At 66.7% G+C, this 22,332-nt stretch carries 18 protein-coding genes; 8 read left to right on the top strand and 10 right to left on the bottom strand.

Translation table 11 applies throughout. From position 1 onward, the window contains the following. Nucleotides 1-119 precede the first annotated feature (119 nt). Nucleotides 120-1,604 carry a reverse transcriptase domain-containing protein gene (locus tag V1318_RS11015; RefSeq protein ID WP_332939710.1) on the top strand — a complete coding sequence of 495 codons (1,485 nt, stop codon included), beginning with the start codon at nt 120-122 and terminating at the stop codon, nt 1,602-1,604. Between the two features lie 51 nt (nt 1,605-1,655). Beyond that, on the top strand, nt 1,656-2,633 hold the full coding sequence (locus tag V1318_RS11010) for a hypothetical protein (protein ID WP_332939709.1): 978 nt from the start codon (nt 1,656-1,658) through the stop codon (nt 2,631-2,633). 237 nt (nt 2,634-2,870) lie between these two features. On the opposite strand, the gene V1318_RS11005 is transcribed toward V1318_RS11010, so the two are convergent. The 3 genes from V1318_RS11005 to aceE all read right to left on the bottom strand — a co-directional run bounded on the left by V1318_RS11005 (nt 2,871) and on the right by aceE (nt 7,769). After that, nucleotides 2,871-4,307, bottom strand: a complete 1,437-nt coding sequence (locus V1318_RS11005; RefSeq protein ID WP_332939708.1) for an ankyrin repeat domain-containing protein — start codon at nt 4,305-4,307, stop codon at nt 2,871-2,873. A gap of 50 nt (nt 4,308-4,357) precedes the next feature. Beyond that, entirely contained in the window at nt 4,358-4,993 is a 636-nt protein-coding gene (locus V1318_RS11000) for a hypothetical protein (protein ID WP_332939707.1), read from the bottom strand. 70 nt (nt 4,994-5,063) lie between these two features. Continuing rightward, nucleotides 5,064-7,769: a pyruvate dehydrogenase (acetyl-transferring), homodimeric type gene (gene aceE, locus V1318_RS10995; RefSeq protein ID WP_332939706.1), complete on the bottom strand. Its 2,706-nt coding sequence runs from the start codon at nt 7,767-7,769 to the stop codon at nt 5,064-5,066. Between the two features lie 395 nt (nt 7,770-8,164). Between aceE and V1318_RS10990 the strand changes: the two genes are divergently transcribed. Then, nucleotides 8,165-8,566 carry a transposase gene (locus tag V1318_RS10990; protein ID WP_332939705.1) on the top strand — a complete coding sequence of 134 codons (402 nt, stop codon included), beginning with the start codon at nt 8,165-8,167 and terminating at the stop codon, nt 8,564-8,566. A gap of 172 nt (nt 8,567-8,738) precedes the next feature. Here V1318_RS10990 and V1318_RS10985 read toward each other — a convergent pair whose 3' ends face one another. The 3 genes from V1318_RS10985 to V1318_RS10975 form a co-directional block, all read right to left on the bottom strand. Beyond that, nucleotides 8,739-9,068, bottom strand: a complete 330-nt coding sequence (locus tag V1318_RS10985; protein ID WP_332939704.1) for a multidrug efflux SMR transporter — start codon at nt 9,066-9,068, stop codon at nt 8,739-8,741. Next, the gene (locus V1318_RS10980; RefSeq protein WP_332939703.1) at nt 9,065-9,304 is read right to left on the bottom strand and encodes a hypothetical protein; all 240 of its coding nucleotides are present in this window, start codon (nt 9,302-9,304) and stop codon (nt 9,065-9,067) included. The genes V1318_RS10985 and V1318_RS10980 overlap by 4 nt, the downstream gene beginning before the upstream one ends. A gap of 112 nt (nt 9,305-9,416) precedes the next feature. Continuing rightward, nucleotides 9,417-10,040, bottom strand: coding sequence for a glutathione binding-like protein (locus tag V1318_RS10975; RefSeq protein ID WP_332939702.1), 624 nt, complete (start codon nt 10,038-10,040; stop codon nt 9,417-9,419). Between the two features lie 93 nt (nt 10,041-10,133). On the opposite strand from V1318_RS10975, the gene V1318_RS10970 reads away from it, so the two are divergent. Next, the gene (locus V1318_RS10970; protein WP_332939701.1) at nt 10,134-11,006 is read left to right on the top strand and encodes a LysR family transcriptional regulator; all 873 of its coding nucleotides are present in this window, start codon (nt 10,134-10,136) and stop codon (nt 11,004-11,006) included. Between the two features lie 367 nt (nt 11,007-11,373). Here the strand turns inward: V1318_RS10970 and V1318_RS10965 are convergent, their stop codons facing one another. Together V1318_RS10965 and V1318_RS10960 are read right to left on the bottom strand one after the other, a co-directional pair. Beyond that, nucleotides 11,374-12,357, bottom strand: a complete 984-nt coding sequence (locus V1318_RS10965; RefSeq protein WP_332939700.1) for a glycosyltransferase — start codon at nt 12,355-12,357, stop codon at nt 11,374-11,376. A 43-nt stretch (nt 12,358-12,400) separates the two neighbouring features. After that, nucleotides 12,401-14,686, bottom strand: coding sequence for an NADP-dependent malic enzyme (locus tag V1318_RS10960; protein WP_332939699.1), 2,286 nt, complete (start codon nt 14,684-14,686; stop codon nt 12,401-12,403). A 210-nt stretch (nt 14,687-14,896) separates the two neighbouring features. On the opposite strand from V1318_RS10960, the gene V1318_RS10955 reads away from it, so the two are divergent. Beyond that, entirely contained in the window at nt 14,897-16,240 is a 1,344-nt protein-coding gene (locus V1318_RS10955) for a hypothetical protein (protein WP_332939698.1), read from the top strand. Nucleotides 16,241-16,592: 352 nt separating this feature from the next. Here the strand turns inward: V1318_RS10955 and V1318_RS10950 are convergent, their stop codons facing one another. Then, complete coding sequence (locus V1318_RS10950; protein WP_332939697.1) at nt 16,593-17,867, bottom strand: flavohemoglobin expression-modulating QEGLA motif protein; 1,275 nt, start codon at nt 17,865-17,867, stop codon at nt 16,593-16,595. Between the two features lie 254 nt (nt 17,868-18,121). After that, the gene (gene rsgA / locus V1318_RS10945; RefSeq protein ID WP_332939696.1) at nt 18,122-19,243 is read right to left on the bottom strand and encodes a ribosome small subunit-dependent GTPase A; all 1,122 of its coding nucleotides are present in this window, start codon (nt 19,241-19,243) and stop codon (nt 18,122-18,124) included. Between the two features lie 196 nt (nt 19,244-19,439). Here rsgA and V1318_RS10940 point away from each other — a divergent pair, with 196 nt between their 5' ends. The 3 genes from V1318_RS10940 to V1318_RS10930 all read left to right on the top strand — a co-directional run bounded on the left by V1318_RS10940 (nt 19,440) and on the right by V1318_RS10930 (nt 22,118). Beyond that, nucleotides 19,440-20,693, top strand: coding sequence for a pyridoxal phosphate-dependent aminotransferase (locus tag V1318_RS10940; RefSeq protein WP_332939695.1), 1,254 nt, complete (start codon nt 19,440-19,442; stop codon nt 20,691-20,693). A gap of 8 nt (nt 20,694-20,701) precedes the next feature. Beyond that, nucleotides 20,702-21,337 carry an SGNH/GDSL hydrolase family protein gene (locus V1318_RS10935; RefSeq protein ID WP_332939694.1) on the top strand — a complete coding sequence of 212 codons (636 nt, stop codon included), beginning with the start codon at nt 20,702-20,704 and terminating at the stop codon, nt 21,335-21,337. A gap of 106 nt (nt 21,338-21,443) precedes the next feature. After that, nucleotides 21,444-22,118: a methyltransferase domain-containing protein gene (locus V1318_RS10930; RefSeq protein ID WP_332939844.1), complete on the top strand. Its 675-nt coding sequence runs from the start codon at nt 21,444-21,446 to the stop codon at nt 22,116-22,118. The last annotated feature ends 214 nt before the right edge of the window (nt 22,119-22,332 follow it).

The following is a 22,332-nucleotide window of genomic DNA, read 5'->3' as shown; positions in this document are numbered from 1 at the left end:
GATGCGCATACTCGGGAAAAAGTCATCTCGGGAATGAATGTGACGACTTACTTTTACGTGGTTGTGCCCGTGACCCGGCGATAACATCGCCGGGTTTTTATTTTTCAGGGGGCGGACAAGTGAAGTTCTCCGATGAAGTCTTGGATGCGATAGAAAAAGAGGCTAACAAGCTTAGTCTTCGCTATCACGCCTACCATAACGGCGTCGAACTTGAACACCAACGCCGGAGAAAAATACTAAAAACAACGCCGCCCAAGGCCTTAAAGGCTCCCGATTACTGGAAGATTGATTCAAAATTCAACCCGTTCTATGTGCATAAGCATCGAGCCGCCATAGCGAGATCAATCTCAAACAAAATAATGGAGCATAAGTATGCTCCACACGAACCTGCAAAACGGGAAATTCCGAAACCTCAGGGCGGCACAAGAAGCATCTCGGTATACCAGATTCCCGACGCCGCAATATCTGCCCTCTTCTTTCAAAAACTTCTTCGGAAGAACAGGCATAGATTCAGCAGTTCTTCTTACGCATACAGAGACGATAGAAACGCCCACTTCGCCATACAAGACATTTCTATTGATCTAGCGAACTCATCAAGGGTTTTTATCGCGGAATTTGACTTCTCTAAGTTCTTCGACTCGATATCCCACGACTATTTGTTCGCCCAGCTTCATCAAAATGGTTTCTCAGTCAGTTCGAGGGAAAAGCACGTTATAGAGGCATTTCTGTCGAGCCAGGCGAAGGGAGTACCTCAAGGGACGTCAATATCTCTCTTTCTAGCGAACCTCGTCTGCTGGAAGCTTGATAAGAATCTTGAACTCGCAGGGCTAAAATTCGCACGTTATGCTGATGACACCGTTATCTGGTCACCCGACTACTCGAGAATAGCCCAATCAGTTGACATAATCGCAAACTTCTCTCGAGAAACAGAAGTAAAGATTAACATTGAGAAATCAAAGGGCATACGCTTGCTTTGCGCGAAGGAAATGCCTGCGGAGTTTGCAGAGCGGACCGACCACATTGAATTTCTCGGCTACTCGCTATCGGCAAATAAAATTGGCATCAAGGAACGATCCACCCTAAAGATCAAAAGACAAATTAACTACATTCTCTATCAACATTTGATCCAACCATTGCGCGGCCCAAAGCTGCAAGCGGTAACAATTCCTTCCGCGGGCCGAGACAGGGATCTCATGGCCGCTCTAGGGTCTGTCAGGAGATATCTCTATGGAAATCTTAATGACGAGTACATTCGCCGCTATCTATCAGGCAGTAGCGGGAGAATATTTTATAAAGGGGTTATGAGCTTTTACCCTTTACTGTCCGACAAGTTACAAATGCAAGAACTGGATGGCTGGCTCGTCAATCAAGTTTGGAAAGGTCTTAGGATGCGAGAACGCCTTCTCAAAAAATGGGGATACAACCGCTCTTACATGTTCCCATTCAATGTCTCGCGCAAAGAATTTGCAGCAGCACTTCGCGCTGAGAAGGTAGGTAAACGACGTCTTTATGCAATACCAAGCTTTGTGGTGATCTATCTTGCGCTCCGCAAAGCAGTCTCTGAAGAGGGCGTGGTAAAACTTCTTTCCAGAGATGAATACTGAGACCGCAGGAAGCCCGCAGCATACTAAACTCGACATCGTCAAGGAAAGGCCATGGCTGAAGCAACGGATAGTACAGTCCGAGAAGAAGATGCCGTCGGTTACATTAGCTACTCGTGGAAAGGCGCGCCAAGCGGCGTAATCGATGCCAATGCTGGCGGAACTGCGTTATTGGGAATCGACGAAGCTATTCGCTACTTCAACCGAAGGCAGGCCAAAGAGTTAGTCGGCTTGGACTACCAAATCCCTGTCAAGACCGGGGAAGGGTCATGGATAGCATGGGTCCTGGGCGTTATCGCTGCGCCTGCGGCAATATTCGCAAGCGCCTATGCAAAAAAAGCCGGCGAGAAAATGGCGGATCGTGATTTCGCCGAGATAGGTTTCAAGGATATAGCAAAGAAATCAGTGGACGCCCTGGAGCGCCTGATCGAGTTGATCAAGCATACGCAAAGAACCCAGGACTGGAATCTGGAAAAGGTCGCCTGGAAGGACAATTCCACACTTGTCGGCATCTACAACGACAGCGGAGATATTCTCTACATTCCGACCGAGTATGTGCGCTGGTTCCTCGAGATGCCCAAGTCCGCATTGAAGAAAATAGCGACTCCACTAGAAACCGGTAGAAGCATGACGATTGGCGTAAGAGTAGAAAATGGAGGCTATCGCACCGTTAGTGTCGAGAAATCAGACGTTGACCCCTTGCTCGAAGCTCCAAAAGTAGATGACGATGACTTTCTTTTCCCCGAGCTAGAGCATGGAGAAGACGTAGTGCTCGAAGGCCTTATTACGAGAGGAAACCAGGAGACCAACACTCTCGGCTTTCAGTACAAAGATCACATCTTAAACTGCATGCCAAACATGGGAAACATACGACGCTTCAAACAAGCTATTTTTCTTCATTGCAGAGTACACGCAGCCGTTAACAGACATACGGCCTCGCACGTCCAACTTGATCGACGCCCAACACTGATGATTGAGCAGGTTCAGATTCTTGAGGACGATTCACCCGCCCAGACGTCACTTTTTGACTAACTAGTCGAGCAACTCTAGATACATGAACGTGGCCGGGTAACACATGTGTTGCTGCCTGGCGAGTCACCAGTTGAAAACGCGTAACTAATCCTACATTCGCGATCCGCAGCGGTCTCAGGGCCTCGCGGCCCTTCAGTGGCTCGATGCTGCACGGCCCGGATGATCGGCCTGCTCGGAGCCCTGGACCTTGGTGCTCCAGATTATCTCCGCTAACTCACTCCGGCCACTTTCCTCTGCTCACTTCGCCGCATCCTTCGGCTCATCCTCGCTGGGCGCCCTTGTATCTGCGCCGGCTTCCAGCAAGACTCGCACCAATGCCTCGTTGCCTCTTTGCGCGGCGCGGATCAGCGCGGTGTCACCGTTGGCATTGGCGTGATTGATATCGGCCTTAGCTTGGATCAAGCGCAGGGCGACGTCGGTGTGGTTTTCGTAGGCGGCCAGTAGCAGAGGCGTGTCGCCTTCGCTGTCGGGCGCGTTCACGTCAGACGACGGCAGCAGGACTTCGACGTTATCCAGACGGCCGGCGTAGGCGGCCAGGGCCAGCGCGGTATGGCCGTCGCTGCTAGTGAGCGTAGGCGACGCGCGTTGTTCGAGCAGCCAGACGATATCGGCGGGATGGCCGCAGGCAGCGGCAGCCATTAGAGCGGTACGTTCGCCGACTGGCCGCGCATCGATGGAGGCGCCTTCCAGGGTGAGCGCCGTGGCCAGGTCTTGGGTGGCGGGGTTGTCGCCGATGCCGCAGGCGATCAGGGGCAGCACGGCATTGACCGGCACCACGGCTTCGGCTTGTTGGCGCAGGCGGGCGGCTTCGGCGGGGTTGCCGTTGCGCCGTTGTTCCCAGCGCACGTAGCGGGCGAGCGCTTGGGTTCGCATCACCCCTGGGTACGAGCGGATGGCGAGGGATTGATCGGCTTCGTACAGGGCGCCGTCCACGTCGCCCTGGGTGAGCAGCAGGTAGGCGGCGAAGTTGCCGTGCATGAAGGCGGAATCGGGGAAGGCGCGGGTGGCTTCGCGGTGGGCGCGCAGGGTGGCGTCGCGGTCGGCCATGGCGGTGTACAGGTCGATCTTGGTTTGCGCGCCCAGGCGGCCGCCGCAGGTGGCCGGTGCGGTGTCGCCCACGCGGCAGGCGGGCACGTTGGCGATGGCCTCGGCGGCGGCGCGCCAGTTCTTCTGCGCGATGTAGGCCAGCGCGCGGTGCACGTGCAGCTGCGCGTCGCGTGGGCCCAGGGCTTCGGCTTGGTCCAGGTTGGCCAGGGCATCGGCGTAGCGGCCCTGTTGGGTGTCCACGCGCGCGAGTTGGATGAGGGCGGCGGTGGAATCCGGGGCGGCCAGCAGGGCCATTTTCAGATCCAGCCGGGCCGCGGTGAGCGCGCCGTCGCTGGCGCGGCTGGTGCAGGCGCTGCCGGCGATGAAGGCGTAGCGCGCGCGTTCGATGTAGGCGCGCACGTTGACCTTGGGGTTGGCCTGCGCGATGGCCGCGTCCAGCACGCCCTTGATGCGGGCCAGGCCTGCGTCGTCAGTGCATTTGACGTCGTCGATCTGCGCGGCGGCTTCCAGGACGTCGGGGCCGTCCTCGGCGGTGATTGGCGGGCGATTGTCGGCCGGTGGCGCAGCTTGCGCGCCGGCGGCCAGGAGCATCAGCGAGAGAACGATCGAGCAACGTGCGACGGCCATGTCTGCATCCTTTGCCGGTTCAGCACCGCGAAGCGCGGCACCTTAGTGGGTTATTCCTTGACGATAGGCGTTGTCGTCCACTCAACCGTTTTCACCACCTGTTCAATCTGTTCTAGCGCAGCACGCTCGCCTTGCGGGTAAGCGGCGCCGATCATCAGAAAGAAGTCCCCTTCGAGGACGACCCACAGCACAGAGGATACTGAGAGCTCGCCCCCGTCGGTGGTACGCGCGCTGTAGTCGTACGACATACGACGGCCACTTCGACCGGCTATCAGCGCTTCGGTGATGGTCGATACTTTTGCATCGGCGAACTCTTCCCTGATACCTTCCTCTGCGACCTTCAACAGGACTTCCGCGGTCGGATCGGGTATGCCTTCAAGCGACTTAATGGTGAGCTTGACGGCGGGATTGACGCCTATGTGATCTTCTGGATATTGCATCAACGCCACCACGGGCGTCGCATAGGCGAGGACCTTCTGTTTGAACTCCTCGCTGGAAAACTCCATGCGCTTGAGACTCTGGACGTTTTCTTCGGCCGTTATGAAGCGCCAACTGTCCGGCTTGGTTACACGCAGCCCTAACGCAATATTCTCGTAGCGGTTGCCAGGAGCAGGCGGTTCGTTCGCGACACTGGCGCCCATGTAGCAGAGCAGCAGTAACGTTGCGGCGATGAATTTCTTAAACATTCGGATCCCCTGAACTCGCATTGGCCCCATCAAACAAAAGGCGACCTTGCGGCCGCCTTTTGCTTTTACCTCAAACCCCCAGGGGGTTGGGCTTCTCCACATCAATCTTGTACTGCTTGATCGCCCGAGCCACATCCTTGCCCGTCATCTTGCCTTCCGCCGCCAGCGCCGCGACCGCGGCGTGGGCGATGTAGTAGCGGTCGACCTCGAAGTGGCGGCGCAGGTTGGCGCGGGTGTCGCTGCGGCCGAAGCCGTCGGTGCCCAGCACGGTGTAGCGCATGGGGACGAAGGCGCGGACTTGTTCCGGGTACATGCGGATGTAGTCGGTGGCGGCGATGGCCGGGCCCTGGCGGCCTTCCAGCAGCTCGGTGACGTAGGGCTTGCGCGGGGTCTTGGCCTCGGGGTTGAGGCGGTTCCAGCGTTCGGCGTCGGTGGCGTCGCGGGCGAGCTCGTTGAAGCTGGGGCAGGACCAGATGTCGGCGGTGACGCCGAAGTCCTTGTCCAGCAACTCGGCCGCGGCGATGGCTTCGCGCAGGATGGTGCCGCTGCCCAGCAGTTGCACGCGCAGTTCGCCCTTCTTGGGCTTGCCAGCGTCGGTCAGCAGGTACATGCCCTTGATGATCCCGTCCGCGCTGCCTTCCGGCATGTCGGGGTGGGTGTAGTTCTCGTTCATCAGGGTGAGGTACCAGTACTCGTCGCGCTGCTCGGTGAGCATGCGCTGCATGCCGTGCTGCAGCAGGGTGACAACCTCGTAGCTGAAGGTGGGGTCGTAGCTGCGGCAGTTGGGGATGAGGCCGGCCTGGACCATGCTGTGGCCGTCTTCGTGCTGCAGGCCTTCGCCGTTAAGCGTGGTGCGGCCGGCGGTGGCGCCTAGCAGGAAGCCGCGCGCGCGCATGTCGGCGGCCTGCCAGGCGCTGTCGCCGATGCGCTGGAAGCCGAACATCGAGTAATAGATGTACAGCGGCAGCATCTGCAGGTCGTTGGTGCTGTAGCTGGTGGCCGCCGCCAGCCAGGACGCGAACGCGCCGGCTTCGGTGATGCCTTCTTCCAGCACCTGGCCGGTGGTGTCTTCGCGGTAGTACATCAGCTGGTCGCGGTCGACCGGCTTGTACTTCTGGCCGTGCGGGGCGTAGATGCCGAGCTGGCGGAACAGGCCTTCCATGCCGAAGGTGCGCGCTTCGTCGGCGACGATGGGCACCAGGCGCGGGCCGACCTGCTTGTCGCGCAGGGCGATGTTGAGCGCCTGCACGAAGGACATGGTGGTGCTGATTTCGCGCTCGCCGGTGCTCTTGAGCAGGCGGTCGAAGGCTTCCAGCTTGGGCACTTCCAGCGAGGTGCTGGCCTTGCGGCGGCGCTGCGGCAGGAAGCCGCCCAGGGCCTTGCGGCGCTCCAGCATGTATTCGATTTCCGGCGACTTCTCGCCGGGGTGGTAGAACGGCACGGCGCCGTCCTTGAGCTGTTCGTCGGTGACCGGGATGTTGAAGCGGTCGCGGAACAGGCGGACGGCTTCGTCGTCCATCTTCTTGGTGCCGTGGGTCGGGTTGAGCGATTCGCCCGAGGCGCCCATGCCGTAGCCCTTGACCGTCTTGGCCAGGATCACGGTGGGCATGCCCTTGGTGTTGACGGCTTCGGTGTAGGCGGCGAAGACCTTGTGCGGGTCGTGGCCGCCGCGGTTGAGGCGCCAGATGTCGTCGTCGGACAGATTGGCGACCAGGGCGGCGGTTTCCGGGTACTTACCGAAGAAGTTGTCGCGGGTGTACTTGCCGCCGAAGGCTTTGCAGTTCTGGTATTCGCCGTCGACGGTTTCCATCATCAGCTGGCGCAGGCGGCCGGTGGTGTCGCGCGCCAGCAGCGGGTCCCAGTAGCTGCCCCAGATGGTCTTGATGACGTTCCAGCCGGCGCCGCGGAACTGGCCTTCGAGTTCCTGGATGATCTTGCCGTTGCCGCGCACCGGGCCGTCCAGGCGCTGCAGGTTGCAGTTGACGACGAAGACCAGGTTGTCCAGGCCTTCGCGGCCGGCGACGGAGATGGCGCCCAGGGATTCGGGTTCGTCGGTTTCGCCGTCGCCGAGGAAGGCCCAGACCTTGCGGTCGGACTTGGGCATCAGGCCGCGGCCTTCCAGGTACTTCCAGTTGCGCGCCTGGTAGATGGCGCTGATCGGGCCCAGGCCCATGGAGACGGTGGGCACCTGCCAGTAGTCCGGCATCAGCCAGGGGTGCGGGTAGGAGCTGATGCCGCGGCCGTCGACTTCCATGCGGAAGTTGTCCAGGTGCGATTCGCTCAGGCGGCCTTCCAGGAAGGAGCGCGCGTAGATGCCGGGCGAGCTGTGGCCCTGGACGCCGATGACGTCGCCGGGGTGGTCGGCCGAGGGGGCGCGCCAGAAGTGGTTGAAGCCGACGTCGTACAGGGTGGCCGCCGAGGCGAAGCTGGCGATGTGGCCGCCCAGGTCGCCGGGCTTGCGGTTGGCGCGCACGACCATGGCCATGGCGTTCCAGCGGATCAGCGAGCGGATCCGCCATTCCATCGCGGCGTCGCCGGGGCTTTTGGCCTCCAGGTGCGGCGGGATGGTGTTGATGTATTCGGTGGTGGGCTGGAACGGCAGGTGCGCGCCGGCGCGGCGCGTGACCTCCACCATGCCTTCGAGCAGCTGGTGGGCGCGCTCGGCGCCGTCGCGGGCGATGACGGCCTGGACGGACTCGACCCATTCCTGGGTTTCGGTGGGATCGGGGTCGTTCTGCAACAGGTCGTGCAGGGAGCTGGCAAGCGGCTGGTTCATCGATCTCGCGGCCCCGTGGCCGCGCCTCGGAAGTGGGGGCGGATTAGAGTCCCGAGTCTAACAAATGGGTGGCTGGGATCGGCTTGCTTTGGGTGGTGAAAGGGGTGGGATAGTACGTTTTGATTAGGGATGGGGTGGGTGCGCGGGGGTTTGGGCTGTCGCGATCGCGGCTTACGCCGCTCCCACACGAAGCCCGACGGCCCGCCTGCCCCCTGTGGGAGCGGCGTAAGCCGCGATCGGCCACCCGCACCGGGGGAAAATCCGACGCCACGACAGGCAGCCCGCTGACTGTCTTTGCCCAGTGCAGAAGCGACGCTGGCGCCATGCCCTGCCCGTCCACGCCCCGTCCCCGTTCCCACGCCTTGCGCCTAGGCCGCCGTTCGGAACCGGGGCGGGTGTATCTGGTCACGTTCACCACCGAACGGCGGCGCCCCTCGTTCTGCGACGAGTCGCTGTGCGCGACGATGGTCGACGCGCTGTTGGATCGCCGGCTCTGGACGAGGTCGCGGCTGTTGGCTTGGGTGCTGATGCCCGATCACTGGCACGGGCTGGTGGAGCTGGGGCCGTGGGAGACCTTGCCCGACCTGGTGCGGCAGCTCAAAACCAACACCTCGCGGCGATTGCGCGCGGTCGATCCCTCGCTGTCGGTGGTGTGGGCGTCGGGGTATCACGACCGCGCGTTGCGTTGCCAGGAGTCGTTGATCGATGCGGCGCGGTACGTGGTGCTGAATCCGGTGCGGGCTGGATTGGTGCGGCGGGTGCGGGATTATCGGTATTGGGGCGCCGTTTGGGCGTGAGGTTGCGCGATCGCGGCTTACGCCGCTCCCACAGAAGGCGCCGCGCGTCACTGCTTTCTGTGGGAGCGGCGTAAGCCGCGATTGAGCCCCATTCGCCGACGAGGTTTGCAGTGCGAGATCCCACCAACGCGGCCATCACCTCCCATCACGCCGATTACACCTCATCACGCCCCTAGGCCGGCGCGCGATGCAGCAGCACGATGCCGGCGACGATCAGGGCGACGCCGCCGAGGCGCAGGGGGTTGAGGGTTTCGCCGAACACGGCGGCGCCCAGCAGGACGGTGCCGGCGGCGCCGATGCCGGTCCACACCGCGTACGCGCTGCCCACCGGCAGGGCGGTGAGGGCACGGCCCAGCAGGTAGACGAAAGCGGCCAGCGCGATCAGCGAGACGACGGTCCAGCCGGGGCGGGTGTAGCCCTGCGACAGCTTCATCGACGCCGCCCAGGCGACGTCGATAAGGCCGGCGGCGATCAGCAGCAACCAGGCGGTGGCGGGTTTCATGCGGCGTACTCCCGCAAAGTTCGACGGTTATGCGAGCGGCGGGCCCAGTCGAACCGCGCATCGACGCGCGGCCCGTCTGCGCCGGCGCGTTCGACGCGGTGCGCTCGTGCCGGCGCGGCGCGAGGACGACGCGGTCTGGCGCAGGAGCGCTGCACCGCGATGGCGATGGCGATGGCGATGGCGATGGCGATGGCGATGATGGTGGTGGTGGCGACGGCTGTGGCGACGCTGTTCACGCGACCACCTGCGCCTGCGGGGCGCGCTCGGCCTGCAGGGCCTCGGCGACGGCGGGACGGGCGCGGATGCGTTCCAGGTAGATGGTGGTGGCAACGGCTGTGGCGACGCTGTTCACGCGGCCACCTGTGCCTGCGCGGCGCGCTCGGCCTGCAGTGCTTCGGCGACGGCGGGACGGGCGCGGATGCGTTCCAGGTAGGCGGCCAGGTGCGGGGTGTCGTCCAGCGGCAGCTTCAGCGCGCGCGACCAGTCGGCGATGGTGAACAGGTAGGCGTCGGCGATGCTGAAGTCGTCGCCCAGCAGGAAGGCGTGTTCGGCCAGGTGGCGGTCGACCAGGGCCAGGCGCGGGACCAGGCGCTCGCGCGCGACCGCGCCGGGCTGCTCGCCGTACTCGGGGTGGAACAGCCAGGGGCTGTAGGTCTTGTGCAGCTCGGTGGCGATGTAGGTCAGCCAGCTCAGCAGTTCGGTGCGGCGCGCTTCCGGCGCGATCCGGCCGCTGGGGTCCAGGCTGCCGAGGTGGCTGAGGATGGCGACGCCTTCGCGCAGCAGGCGGCCGTCGTCGAGTTCCAGCAGCGGCACGTAGCCCAGCGGGCTGAGCTGGCGGAAGTCGCGGCCGTCGGCGACCACGACCGGCTTGGGGCCGATGCGCACGCGCTGCAGTTCGACCGGCAGGCCGAGTTCGCGGATGACCAGGTGGGCAGCGAAAGAACACGTGCCCGGAGTGAAATAGAGCTTCATGGCGGAGTCCGATGCGTAAGGGGAACGGGAGCCGTTACCCTGCGCGCAGACCCGCGCCGCGAGTACCGGCGCCACGACAAGGATTGCTTGCAGATGCGACACGATCGGCTGTCCCTGGAAGACCTGGAACTGGTGCGCGCGATCGGCGCCAGCGGCAGTTTGAGCGGCGCGGTGCGGCTGCTGGAGGTGGACCACTCCAGTGCGTTCCGGCGCCTGGCCGCGATCGAGGCGCGCGTGGGCGCGGCGCTGTTCCGGCGCAGCCGCCGCGGTTACACGCCCACCGAGGCCGGCGACCTGGTGATCGTGGCCGCGCAACGCATGCTGTCGGACGCCGAGCATCTGGCGCGGCAACTGGCCGGCCAGGACGCGCGCGCCGAGGGCCGCATCCGCATCACCATCCCCGACACCCTGGCCGCGGTGGCGGCGCGCATGTGCGCGGATTTCCGCCGCGCGCATCCGGCGTTGAGCTGCGATCTGATCGTGGCCAATGCGTTCTCCAGCCTGCAGCAGCGCGATGCCGACGTGGCCCTGCGCGCCAGCGAGGCGCCGCCGGAAGGGCTGTCGGCCAAGCGTCTGGCGACCATCGCGACCGCGGCCTATGCCGCGCGCGGCGCCGGCGACCGCAGCCCGATCCCGGGCGGCGATTGGGTGGGGTTCGACGAGGCGCTGGCGCATTTGTCGTCGGCGCGCTGGTTGCAGCAGCAGGTGCCGGCGGCGCGCATCGCGATGCGGGTGAATTCGCTGCCGGCGGCGGTGGCGGCGTGCCAGGCCGGGCTGGGCCGGGCCTTGCTGCCGTGCTATTTCGCCGACGAGGCCAAGGGCTTGAAGCGCTTGTCGGAGGCGCTGCCGGACGTGCGCACGGAGTTGTGGTTCGCGACCCATCCGGATCTGCGGCGGTCGGCGAAGGTGCGGTTGTTGCGGGAGTTCGCGGTGGCGTGGATCGGGCGGGAGTTGGGGGGCGGGTAGGCGGGGCGTGCGCGCCCTGTGGATCACGGCTCCTTTGGGATTCGATGGTGGCAGTGGAGTGCTTCGGCCCCCGATCGCGGCTTACGCCGCTCCCACAGGAAGCGGGCGGCATCTTCGTGGCGATAGCGCGCTGGATTGGATGGCGTAAGGCGCGAGTTGCGCGGTGGCCGGAGGTGCGCGGTCGCGGCTTGCGCCGCTCCTACCAAGGGCGATAGGCGTCGTTACGGATCGCGACTTGTAGCGAATCGGTCGAGATTGCCTTGTACGGGTTGCGACTGCCTTGTTCGAGTCGCGCTGCCTTGTTCGAGTGGCGTTGCCTTCTGCGGGCGCTACGGCTTTCTGTGGGAGCGGCGTAAGCCGCGATCGATCAGGCGTGATGCAGGCCGAACCAACTGCGCGGCAGCAGCAGCTTCAGCGCGCGCTCGGCGCTCTTGCGGCGCAGGCCGGGCTGGAACAGGCCGCGCAGCACCGGCCTCAGCCAGTGGCGGCGCTTGTGCTTGAGGATGGCTTCACGCGCATCGGCCTCGATCCGGTACATGGCCAGCACGTTGCGCGCGTCGCGCAGCGGGCGGCCGCGCAGCTCGGGCATCTGCCGCAGGCAGTGCTCCAGATCGTCGGCGGTGCCGCGGTAGAACTGCACGGTGCGTTCGTAGCGGCGGCGCACCGCGACCTCGGGCGCTTCGTCGCGCGCGAACACGCAGCCGCTGACGCTGCCGGGGTGGCGCCGGTATTGCAGCAGCGGCCGGCGCAGGCACAGCGACTGCCCGAGCAGGGCGCCGCGCAGGCTCAGGGCGTTGTCCTCGATCGGGCCCAGCAGCGGGCCGAAGCGGTCGTAGACCTCGCGCCGGAACGCGAGGGTGGCGCCGAGCAGGCCGATCAGGCGGCCGATGCGCACGTAATAATCCAGCTCATAGCGCTCCGGGCGGCGCCGGAAGCGGATATCGATGCGCTCGCCGTTGGCGTCGATGCAGTCGAAATCGCTGCCCAGCACCATCGCCTCGGGCGCTTCCTCGAACGCGCGCAGGATGGTGGCCACGCGTTCGGGGTAGGCGATGTCGTCGCCGGCCATCATCACCACGACCTCGCCGCGCGCCAGGTTCATGACGTCGTTGAAATGCGCGGCCACGCCCAGGTTGCGCGCGGTGCGGCGCACGCTGACCTGGTGCGGGCCGCGGTATTCGGCCGCGACCTGGCGGGCGATCTCGTAGGTGCCGTCGTCGGAACAGTCGTTGGAGACGATGATCTCGCAGGGCACGGTCTGGGCGAACGCGCCCGCGAGCGCGTCGCGGATGTAGGCGGCGTCGCGGTAGCACAACAGCAGCACGCTGACCGCAGGCCTGGTTGCGGTCACCGTTGCGATGCAGGCGCCCCCTTCGCCCATGTCGATGGCTACGCTAGGTGCCGGTAGTCCGCGCGGCGCGGATCTGCGCGTCGACAGCGGCGATCGCGGTCATGTTGACCACGCGCCGCGGCGTCGAAGCCGGGGTCAGGATGTGCGCCGGCTTGTCCAGGCCCATCAGGATCGGGCCGATGGCCACGCCGTCGGTCATCACGCGCACCATGTTGTAGGTGATGTTGGCGGCGTCCAGGTTGGGCAGCACGAACAGGTTGGCACGGCCGTGCAGGGTCGCATTGGGGAAGATGCGCTTGCGCAGCAGGTCGTCCCAGGCGGTGTCGGCCTGCATTTCGCCGTCCATCTCCAGCTTGGGCATGCGCTGGCGGATGATCTGCCGGACCTTGCGCATCTTGGCCGCCGACGGGTTGTCGTGGCTGCCGTAGTTGGAATGCGACAGCAGCGCCACCTTGGGCTCGATGCCGAACAGCTTGAGGCGGTAGGTCGCCTGCAAGGTGGCCTCGGCGATCTGCTCGGCGGTGGGGTCGACCTGGACATGGGTGTCGAGGAAGAACCAGGCGCCCTGGTCGTTGATCACGCCGGTCATGGCCGAGGTGCCCTGCACGCCCGGGTCGAAGTCGAAGATGCTGCGCATGTAGCCCAGCTTCTTGTGGAAGCGGCCGACCAGGCCCGAGATCATGGCGTCGGCTTCGCCGCGCTCGACCATCAGCGCGGCGATCAGGGTCGGACGCGAGCGCAGCAGGTTCTTGGCCGCGGCCGGGCTGACGCCGCGGCGCTCGGTCAGGGCGTGGTACTGCTGCCAGTAGTCGTTGAAGCGCGGATCGTCGTTGATGTTGGTCAACTCGAAGTCCACGCCCTCGCGCATGCGCAGGCCCAGGCGCTCGATGCGGGTCTGGATGACGTCGGGCCGGCCGATCAGGATCGGCGTGGCCAGCTCCTCGTCGATCACCGTCTGCACCGCGCGCAGCACGGTCTCTTCCTCGCCTTCGGCGTAGACCACGCGCTTGCGGTCGGCGCGGGCGCGGTCGTAGACCGGCTTCATCAGCAGGCCGGTGCGGTAGATGTACTGGCTGAGCTTTTCCTCGTAGGCGCCCATGTCGGTGATGGGACGCGCGGCCACGCCGGAGTCCATCGCCGCCTTGGCCACCGCCGGCGCCAGCATGACCAGCAGGCGCGGGTCGAACGGGCGCGGGATCAGGTACTCGGAGCCGAAGGTCGGCACTTCGCCGCCGTAGGCGCCGCCCAGGTCGGACGACTCCATGCGCGCCAGCGCGGCGATCGCGCGCACGCAGGCCAGCTTCATCTCTTCGTTGATGACCGTGGCGCCGACGTCGAGCGCGCCGCGGAAGATGTAGGGGAAGCACAGCGCGTTGTTGACCTGGTTCGGGTAGTCCGAACGGCCGGTGGCGATGATGCAGTCCGGGCGCACGGCCTTGGCGTCTTCCGGCAGGATTTCCGGATACGGATTGGCCAGGGCCAGGATGATGGGCTTGGCCGCCATGGTGGCGACCATTTCCGCCTTCAGCACGCCGCCGGCGGACAGGCCCAGGAACACGTCGGCGCCGGCGACGATGTCGGCCAGGCTGCGCTTGTCGGTGTCGCGGGCGTAGCGCTCCTTGTCCGGGTCCATCTTGCCGCGGCCGGTGTAGAGCACGCCGTCGCGGTCCACGGCCAGGATGTTCTCCGGCTTCATGCCCAGGGCGACCAGCATGTCCAGGCAGGCGATGCCGGCCGCGCCGGCGCCGCTGGTGGCCAGCTTCACGTCCTCGATCTTCTTGCCGACGATCTCCAGCGCGTTGAGCACGGCGCTGCCCACGATGATCGCGGTGCCGTGCTGGTCGTCGTGGAACACCGGGATCTTCATGCGCTCGCGCAGCTTGCGCTCGACGATGAAGCACTCCGGGGCCTTGATGTCTTCGAGGTTGATGCCGCCGAAGGTGGGCTCCAGCGAGGCGATGATGTCGACCAGCTTGTCGGGATCGCGCTCGTCGATCTCGATGTCGAACACGTCGATGCCGGCGAACTTCTGGAACAGCACGCCCTTGCCTTCCATCACCGGCTTGCCGGCGAGCGGGCCGATGTCGCCCAGGCCGAGCACGGCGGTGCCGTTGCTGATCACCGCGACCAGGTTGCCGCGCGCGGTGAGCTCGCTGGCGGCGTTGGGGTCTTCGACGATCGCCTCGCAGGCGTAGGCCACGCCCGGCGAGTAGGCCAGGGCGAGGTCGCGCTGGGTCACCATCGGCTTGGTCGCGGTGACCTTGATCTTGCCGGGCGGACTCAGGCGGTGGTAGTCGAGCGCGGCGTTTTTCAGATCGTTGTCAGACATCGCGGGTGGGCTGCCGTGGCGGGGCCGGAAGGTGAATGGACTAGCAGTCTAATGGATAGCCACGCGGTATTCGCACGCGCCTTCGGCGCCGTTCATTAGTACTTTGGCGTTACCCCCCTGCCCGGCCACGGGCGTGCGACAGCCGACGGGGGCGTATGGCCTTGCTTGCGGGCAGGCGACACAATGCGCGTCCCCCAGGCCGGAACCGTCATGAACTCGACCTCCTCGCGGTCCTGGCCGCATTGGACCTTGCCGATCCTGGTGTTGGCCGGCGTGCTGCTTGCGCAGTCGTTGCTGGTGTTCAATCCGGGCTACTACAGCCACGACGAGTTGCAGTGGGCGGCCTTCGCCGGCCAGCACCCGGGCTGGCATTTCCGCGGCTATCTGTGGACGGACGTGCAGTCCTTCCAGTACCGGCCGCTGACCTTCTCCCTGTGGCTGTGGCTGTCCGAGCACCTGTTCGCGCGGCCGATGGCCTTCCACGGCCTGATGGTGACGCTGGGCGGGCTCAACGCGGCGATGCTGGCGGTGCTGCTGCGCCGCTTCGGCGTGGCCGCCGGCCCGGCCTTCGCCGGCGCGCTGGCGTTCGCGCTGGGGCCGTTCGCGGCCTTGACCCACGGCTGGGTCGGGACCCTGGCCGACCTGATCTGGGTCGGCTGCGCCCTGCTCGTGGCCCTGCTGGCGCAGCGCGAGCGGCCTGGCCCGGCCAGCTGGATCGCGGTGTTCGCGCTGACCGCGCTGGCGCTGCTGGCCAAGGAAGCCGGCATCGTGATCCCGGCCCTGCTCGGCCTGGCCTGGCTGTTGCTGGGCCGGCGCCGCGAGTGGCTGATCGCGGCCTTGGTCGCGGGCCTGCCGGTGGCGATCTATCTGGCCCTGCGCGTGGGCGTGCTGCTGTTCTCGCCGCGCGAGGCCGCCAACTACGGTTGGAGCCTGGCCTTCATTCCCGAGCGCTGGCTGGAGTATCAGCTGTATCCGCCGATAGCGACCAAAATGGCGATCGCCGGCACACTTTCGCGCGGCCTGGGCGACGGCCGGGTCTGGCTGGCGATCCTGGTCTGGCTGGCGACCGCGGCGGCCCTGTGGCGGGTCGGCGCGCGCTGGTGCCTGGGCTGGCTGCTGGCCGGCACCGCGGCGCTGGGGCCGGTGATGATCCTGGCCGAGTCGGCCAACCAGTACGGCTACGGCTACGCGGCCGCGACCGCGGCGGTGTGCGCGGCGGCCTGGCCGCGGATGCGGCGCTGGGGCAAGGCGGTGTTGATCGTCGCGGCGCTGCTGAGCGTGTGGCACGGCGTCAACGTGATGCGGCGCATGCACGAGGTCGGGCGCATCCAGTCGGTGTACTCGCCGGCGCTGGCGCGCGCGGTGGCGCAGCAGCCGGCCGGCGTGCGCTTGAAGCTGGCCGACGCCGGCCAGGAATGGATCTACCTGCGCCTGTCGCACGAGATTCCCAGCTACGCCGGGGTCGAGATCGGCGACCGCGCGAAGTTGGTCGCGGCCGGCGAGGCGGCGGATTACGAAATCCAGCACGACGGGTCGCTCAAGCCGTTGCGGTGAACGGTGGCCGAGGCGTTGATTTCTGTGGGAGCGGCGTGAGCCGCGATCGCGCAACTTCGGCAGCGACGACATCGCGGCTCACGCCGCTCCCACAGGAAGCAGCAGCGCGGTTTCCGCATGTCGCGCTTCCATGAAATTGCACGGCGCGGTCAGGTCAGGTCAGGTCAGGTCAGGTGCGATAGTCGCGCATGCCATTGCCCACCGTTGGCGAAGGCGTTGATTTCTGTGGGAGCGGCGTAAGCCGCGATCGCGTGGCTTCGACTGCGACGAGATCGCGGCTTACACCGCCCCTACCCCGGCGCCGTCAACCGCAGGCAGCGGTGCGCGCGATCTGGGCCGAACCCCGCCTGCCTCACACGTCCGGCGCGCTGCCGGTGTCGGCGATGCTGTCCAGGCGGATGCGGTTGGCGAACAGCGAGAACGCGAGCATGCCGGCCAGGCCGTTGGCGCGCTGGATCCACGGCGGCATCCAGCGCGGCGGCCTGATCACGCCGTCCTGGAACAGCGGTTCGAAGCGCTGCACGTCGGCCAGGGTCATCTTGCCGGCGAACAGCCAGCGGCACAGGCGCAGCTTGCCGCTGCGCAGCGCCCAGCGGAAGAAGGTGTGCACGCCGACCAGGCCGCGCAGGTAGACGGTGTCCTTGGTAAACGCCGCGCCGCCGTGCGTGGGCACGCCGCGGAACACGCGCTGGGCCGAGGCGAAGCTGTCCTCGTGCGATTGGCCGGCGTCGAGGAAATAACGGAACACCTGGATGAAGTCGGCGCCGTCCAGCGCCATCGCCACCGCCTCGATGCGCAGGCTCAGGCGCTTCATGCGGCCGATATCGATGCTGCCGGTGATCTGTTCGGCGAAGGTCGCCAGGCCTTCCTGGGTCGCGGTGCTGCGCGGCGAAGCCAGGGCCAGGCTGGGCAGCACGTGCTGCTCGCGGCCGTTGAGCGCGGTCAGCGAATGCACGAAGGCCTCGTGCTGCAACAGCTGGTCGCGGTCGTAGTCGCTGAAGGCCGCGCCGCTGCGCAGGCGGATGCGGGTGGCGCCGGCGGCGGCCTTGGCGATCAGGTCCGGGTCCAGGATCACCTCGATCACGCGGCCGTCGAAATAGTCGTCGAGGTCGCGCTGCAACTGCAGGTGCAGGGCGGTGGCGGAGATCTTCACGGTTTCGGCCGGCGACATCAGCTCGTGGTCGAGTTCGTCGGCGATGGAGATGAAATGGCGCGCGGCCTCGCGCGTGCTGGGGCCGTGGCCCGGCAGGGCTTCGTCGGGCTTGCCGAACAGCTCGATCGACAGCGCGGTCACGCCCGGGCTGCCCAGCGCTTCCAGCAGTTCGGCGGCGATGCCCCAGCTGCGCGCGGACTCGGCCAGGTACTGGCCCAGCGGATGGTCGGGGTCGGATTCGGCGGCGACCGCGGCCAGTTCGCGCCGCACTTCGCTGAAATCGAGCTTGGGGTAGGCGATCTGCGGCAGCGTCGCGGTGCCGCGCGCGTAGTCGGCCAGGAACTGGATTTCCAGGCCGGCCGGCCAGCTGGCCAGGGTCAGCAGCTTGACCTCGCGCGCGGCGCGGACCATGCGCGCGTCCAGCAGCGCGTGGTGCTGGATGTCGGCGGGCAGCTCGTAGGGGGGGGCGCTCATGCGGGTGCGTGGGCCGAAGGCAACAGCAAATCCCCCCAGCCCCCCTTTTTCAAAGGGGGGTATAAGACGCCTGCTGCGCACCGGAGCACCGCTGCCGCCCCCCTTCGTGAAGCCGCTGCTTCTCGCTTTTGCGAAGCCTCTACCTCGCCCCTTCGCGAAGCCGCCGTCTCGCCGTTTTGCGAAGCCGCTGTCTCCCCCCTTTGCAAAAGGGGGGCTGGGGGGGATTTGCTTTGCGCCAGCGCCATCCGCGCCATCTAGTGCTTCCCGTATTTTTCGTCCAGGCGCTTGTTCAAGATCTTGCCCTGGACCTTCTCCTGCGACCTCTGCGCGTGCCGGGTGGCCAGCTTGTTGGCGGCGCCGGCGACCTCGTCGCGCAGCTTCAGGTAATTGGCGAAGCGCTGCGGGTCCAGCTTGCCGGCTTCGATCGCCGCGCGCACCGCGCAACCGGGCTCGCGCGCGTGCGAGCAGTCGCGGAACTTGCACTGCTGGGTCAGGGCCTCGATGTCGCCGAAGTTCTCGGCGACGTTTTCCTCGCCGGTGGGCTTGAGCTCGCGCATGCCCGGGGTGTCGATCAGGCAGGCGCCCGAGGGCAAGGGGATCAGCGCGCGGTGGGTGGTGGTGTGGCGGCCGCGGTCGTCGCTGGCCCGCACCGCGCCGGTCTTCATGCGCTCGGTGCCCAGCAGGGTGTTGGTCAGGGTCGACTTGCCGGCGCCGGAGGAGCCGACCAGCACCACGGTGCGGCCGGGCTGCAGCCAGGGGTTGAGCGCGGCCACCGAGCCCGGGTCCTTGGCGTTGACCGGGCGCACGGCGATGTTCTGCGCCGCCAGCTCGACCAGGGTCGCCATCGCCTCGGGCAGGGTTTCGGGGTCGGCCGCCTCGGCCAGGTCGGACTTGGTCAGCACCACCACCGGCTCGGCGCCGCCGCCGACCAGCAGCAGGTAGCGCTCGATCCGGCGCGGATTGAAGTCGGCGTCCAGGCCGCAGACGATGAAAACGGTATCGACGTTGGCCGCGATCAGCTGCTGCTTGTAATGCTCGCCGGCGGCGCCGCGCTTGATCGCGGTGCGCCGCGGCAGCAGGGCCACGATCTTGCGGTTGCCGCCCTCGGCGCCCTCGATCAGGACCCAGTCGCCCACGCCGGGGCGCTGCTCGGGCGGGAAGCGCGGGCGTTGCCACTCGGGCAGGGATTCGACCGGGAAACCGGTTTCCGGCCCATCGGCGACCACATAACCGCTGCGGTGCTGCTCGATCACCCGCGCCGGACGGGCCTGGGGGTGAGCCGCCAGCGCCTCGCGCCAGCTGGCTTCGCTCGGCAATGCTTCCCCGGCCGGCAGGGGCCAGCCGATCGCCAGCAGCGCGGCGAGCTCGGGGGTCAAGACAGGGTGGGCGGGCTGTGCATGCCGGGATTCTACATAGGCCGGCGCGCCCCGCCGTGCCGCGGGTCGCGCGATCGCGGGGCCGGACCGCAACGCCGCGCACAAAGGCGGCCTCGGGGAGCGCGCCGCGGCGGCTGTTTCGGCGCGCCGATTCGGCTAGTCTGGCGGGTATTCCGCTCAAAACACCGCCCCCGCAATGTCCCTGCCCCCCTTGAAAACCCGCGAACGCCTGTCCGAAGTCCGTTACGAAATCCGCGGCGAACTCGCCCGGCGCGCCCGCGAACTCGAGGCCCAGGGCCGCAAACAGATCAAACTCAACATCGGCAACCCCGGCGCCTTCGGTTTCCGCGCGCCGGAGCACCTGCAGCGCGCGATCGCCGAGCGCATCGCCGACACCGACCCCTACACCCATCAGCAGGGCCTGCCGGCCGCGCGCGAAGCCATCGCCGCGTTCCATAAGCAGCGCGGCACGCCCAATGCCTCGCCCGAGCGCGTGTTCGTCGGCAACGGCGTCAGCGAACTGATCGACCTCAGCCTGCGCGCGTTGCTCAACCCCGGCGACGAAGTGCTGCTGCCCTCGCCCGACTACCCGCTGTGGTCGGCCGCGACCATCCTCAACGACGGCCGCCCGGTGTATTACCGCTGCCAGCCGGAGAACGGCTTCCTGCCGGACCCGGACGAGATCGAGTCCCTGATCTCCAGCCGCACCCGCGCGATCGTGCTGATCAACCCCAACAACCCGACCGGCGCCGCCTACCCGCGCGAGCTGATCGAGAAGATCGTCGCCATCGCCGCGCGCCACAAGCTGCTGCTGATGTGCGACGAGATCTACGACTCCATCCTGTACGACGGCGCCCAGTTCACCCCGGTCGCGCCGATCGCCGGCGACCTGCCCTGCCTGAGCTTCGGCGGCCTGTCCAAGGTCCACCGCGCCTGCGGCTGGCGCGTGGGCTGGGCGGTGCTGTCGGGCGACCCGGTCGCCAGCGGCGATTTCCACCACGCCATGGACCTGCTGGGCGCGTTGCGCCTGTGCGCCAACGTGCCGGGCCAGTTCGCGATCGAAGCCGCGCTGCACGGCGAAGACACCATCGCGCCGCTGTGCGCGCCGGGCGGCCGCCTGTACGAAGCGCGCCGCGCGGTGATCGAAGCCGTGGACGCCAGCAAGCATCTGGAACTGGTCGCCCCGGCCGGCGCGCTGTACGCGTTCCCGGCCGTGGTCGGCGCCGCCGCGCAGGGCTTCGACGACCACAAGTTCGCGCTGGAGCTGCTGGAAACCGAAGACGTGCTGGTGGTGCCGGGCTCGAGCTTCAACGTGCCCTACCGCAATCACTTCCGCGTGACCCTGCTGCCGCAGCCGGAGGATTTGCGCGAAGTCTTCCACCGCATCGAGCGCGTGCTCGACCGCCACGCCGAACGCGCGGCCGAGGCGCACCGCGCCGCCGTCGCCTGAGCCGGGCCGTGGCCGTGCCGCTGCCGTTGCAGCCCTACCTCGCGCTGGGCGACAGCTACACCATCGGCGAAGCGGTCGAGGAAGCCGGGCGCTGGCCGGTGCAGCTGGCGCGCGCCCTGCGCGAAGAAGGCGCGACCCTGGCCTGGCCGCGCATCATCGCCACCACCGGCTGGACCACCGACGAGCTCAGCGCGGCCCTGGACGCGGCCGAACCGCTGGGGCGCTGGGAGCTGGTCAGCCTGCTGATCGGCGTCAACAACCAATACCGCGCGCGCAGCGTGGCCGATTACGCCGGCGAATACCGCGACCTGCTGCAGCGCGCGATCCGCTACGCCGGCGATCGCCCGCAGCGCGTGCTGGCGATGTCGATCCCGGATTGGGGCGTGACCGCGTTCGGCCAGGGCGACGCGCGCGGCAGCGCGGCCATCGGCGCCGAGATCGATGCCTACAACGAGGCGGCGCGCGCGATCTGCGAACGCCAGGGCGTGGCCTGGGTCGACATCACCCCGGTCTCGCGCGAGCTCGGCGCGCAGGCGGCGATGCTGGCCGAGGACGGCCTGCACCCGTCGGCGGCCATGTATACGCACTGGACCGAACGCGCGCTGCCGGTGGCGCGGCGCCTGCTGGCCGAAGGCGCGCGCTGAGCCGGCCGGCCGCGATTTCCATCGCAACGCGCGGCAATGCCACACTGCGGCCGCGCAACCACCGCCAGCGGAGCAGCAGCAAGCGATGAACGAAGCGGCACAAGCGATGGCCAACGGACAGGCGCTGCGGATCGCGCGCGCCTTCCTGCCCGAGCATCCGCTCGGCAACCGTTGGGACTACTACTACAGCCGCGCCAAGCTCGGCAGCGACCCGCTCTACCCCGGCGTCAGCGCGGCCCTGCGCGGCAGCCGCGCGCCCTTGCTGGACCTGGGCTGCGGCCTGGGCCTGCTCGCCCACACCCTGCATGCCGACGGCATCCACCTGCCCTATCGCGGCGTCGACAGCGACGCCGGCAAGATCCGCCGCGCCGCGCGCGCGGCCGCGCGCGCGGGCCTGCACGAGGCGCGCTTCGACACCGTCGACCTCGCCCGCGAAGTGCCCGAACACCGCGGCAGCGTGGTGATCCTGGACGTGCTGCAGTTCATTCCCTTCGACGCCCAGGCACGCGCGCTGGACGCCATGATCGCCATGCTGACCCCGGGCGCGCGCTTGGTCATCCGCACTGGACTGGACGACGGCACCGGCCGCGCACGCATCACCCGCTTCACCGACCTGTTCTCGCGCGTGGTCGGCTGGATGAACGCGATGCCGCGCTATTACCCCAACGGCGACGCCCTGCGCGCGCGCCTGCGCGAAGCCGGGCTGGAGGTGGAGTTCACGCCCCTGTTCGGCAAAACCCCGTTCAACAATTGGCGGATCGTGGCGGTGAAGCCGGAGTAGCGGCGGGATAGCGCGTCCGCTCCGCGCAGGAGTGCGATTAGCCGCGATTTTCGTCGTAGCCGAGTGTCGCATCGCGACTTACGTCGCTCCCACAGGAAGCAGGGTGCGCTGCCGGGTGCAGAAGCGGCGCGAACCGTGGCGACGGCCATGCCTTCTGTAGGAGCGGCGTGAGCCGCGACCCGCGAAGGCGGCCGAAGCCACGCGGTCGCAGCTT

It is taken from the genome of Lysobacter sp. CCNWLW3 (assembly GCF_036697405.1).
Lineage (GTDB): Bacteria > Pseudomonadota > Gammaproteobacteria > Xanthomonadales > Xanthomonadaceae > Lysobacter.
The sequence above is the reverse complement of the archived record's forward strand: the minus strand, read 5'-3'. Positions and strand labels throughout refer to the sequence as shown.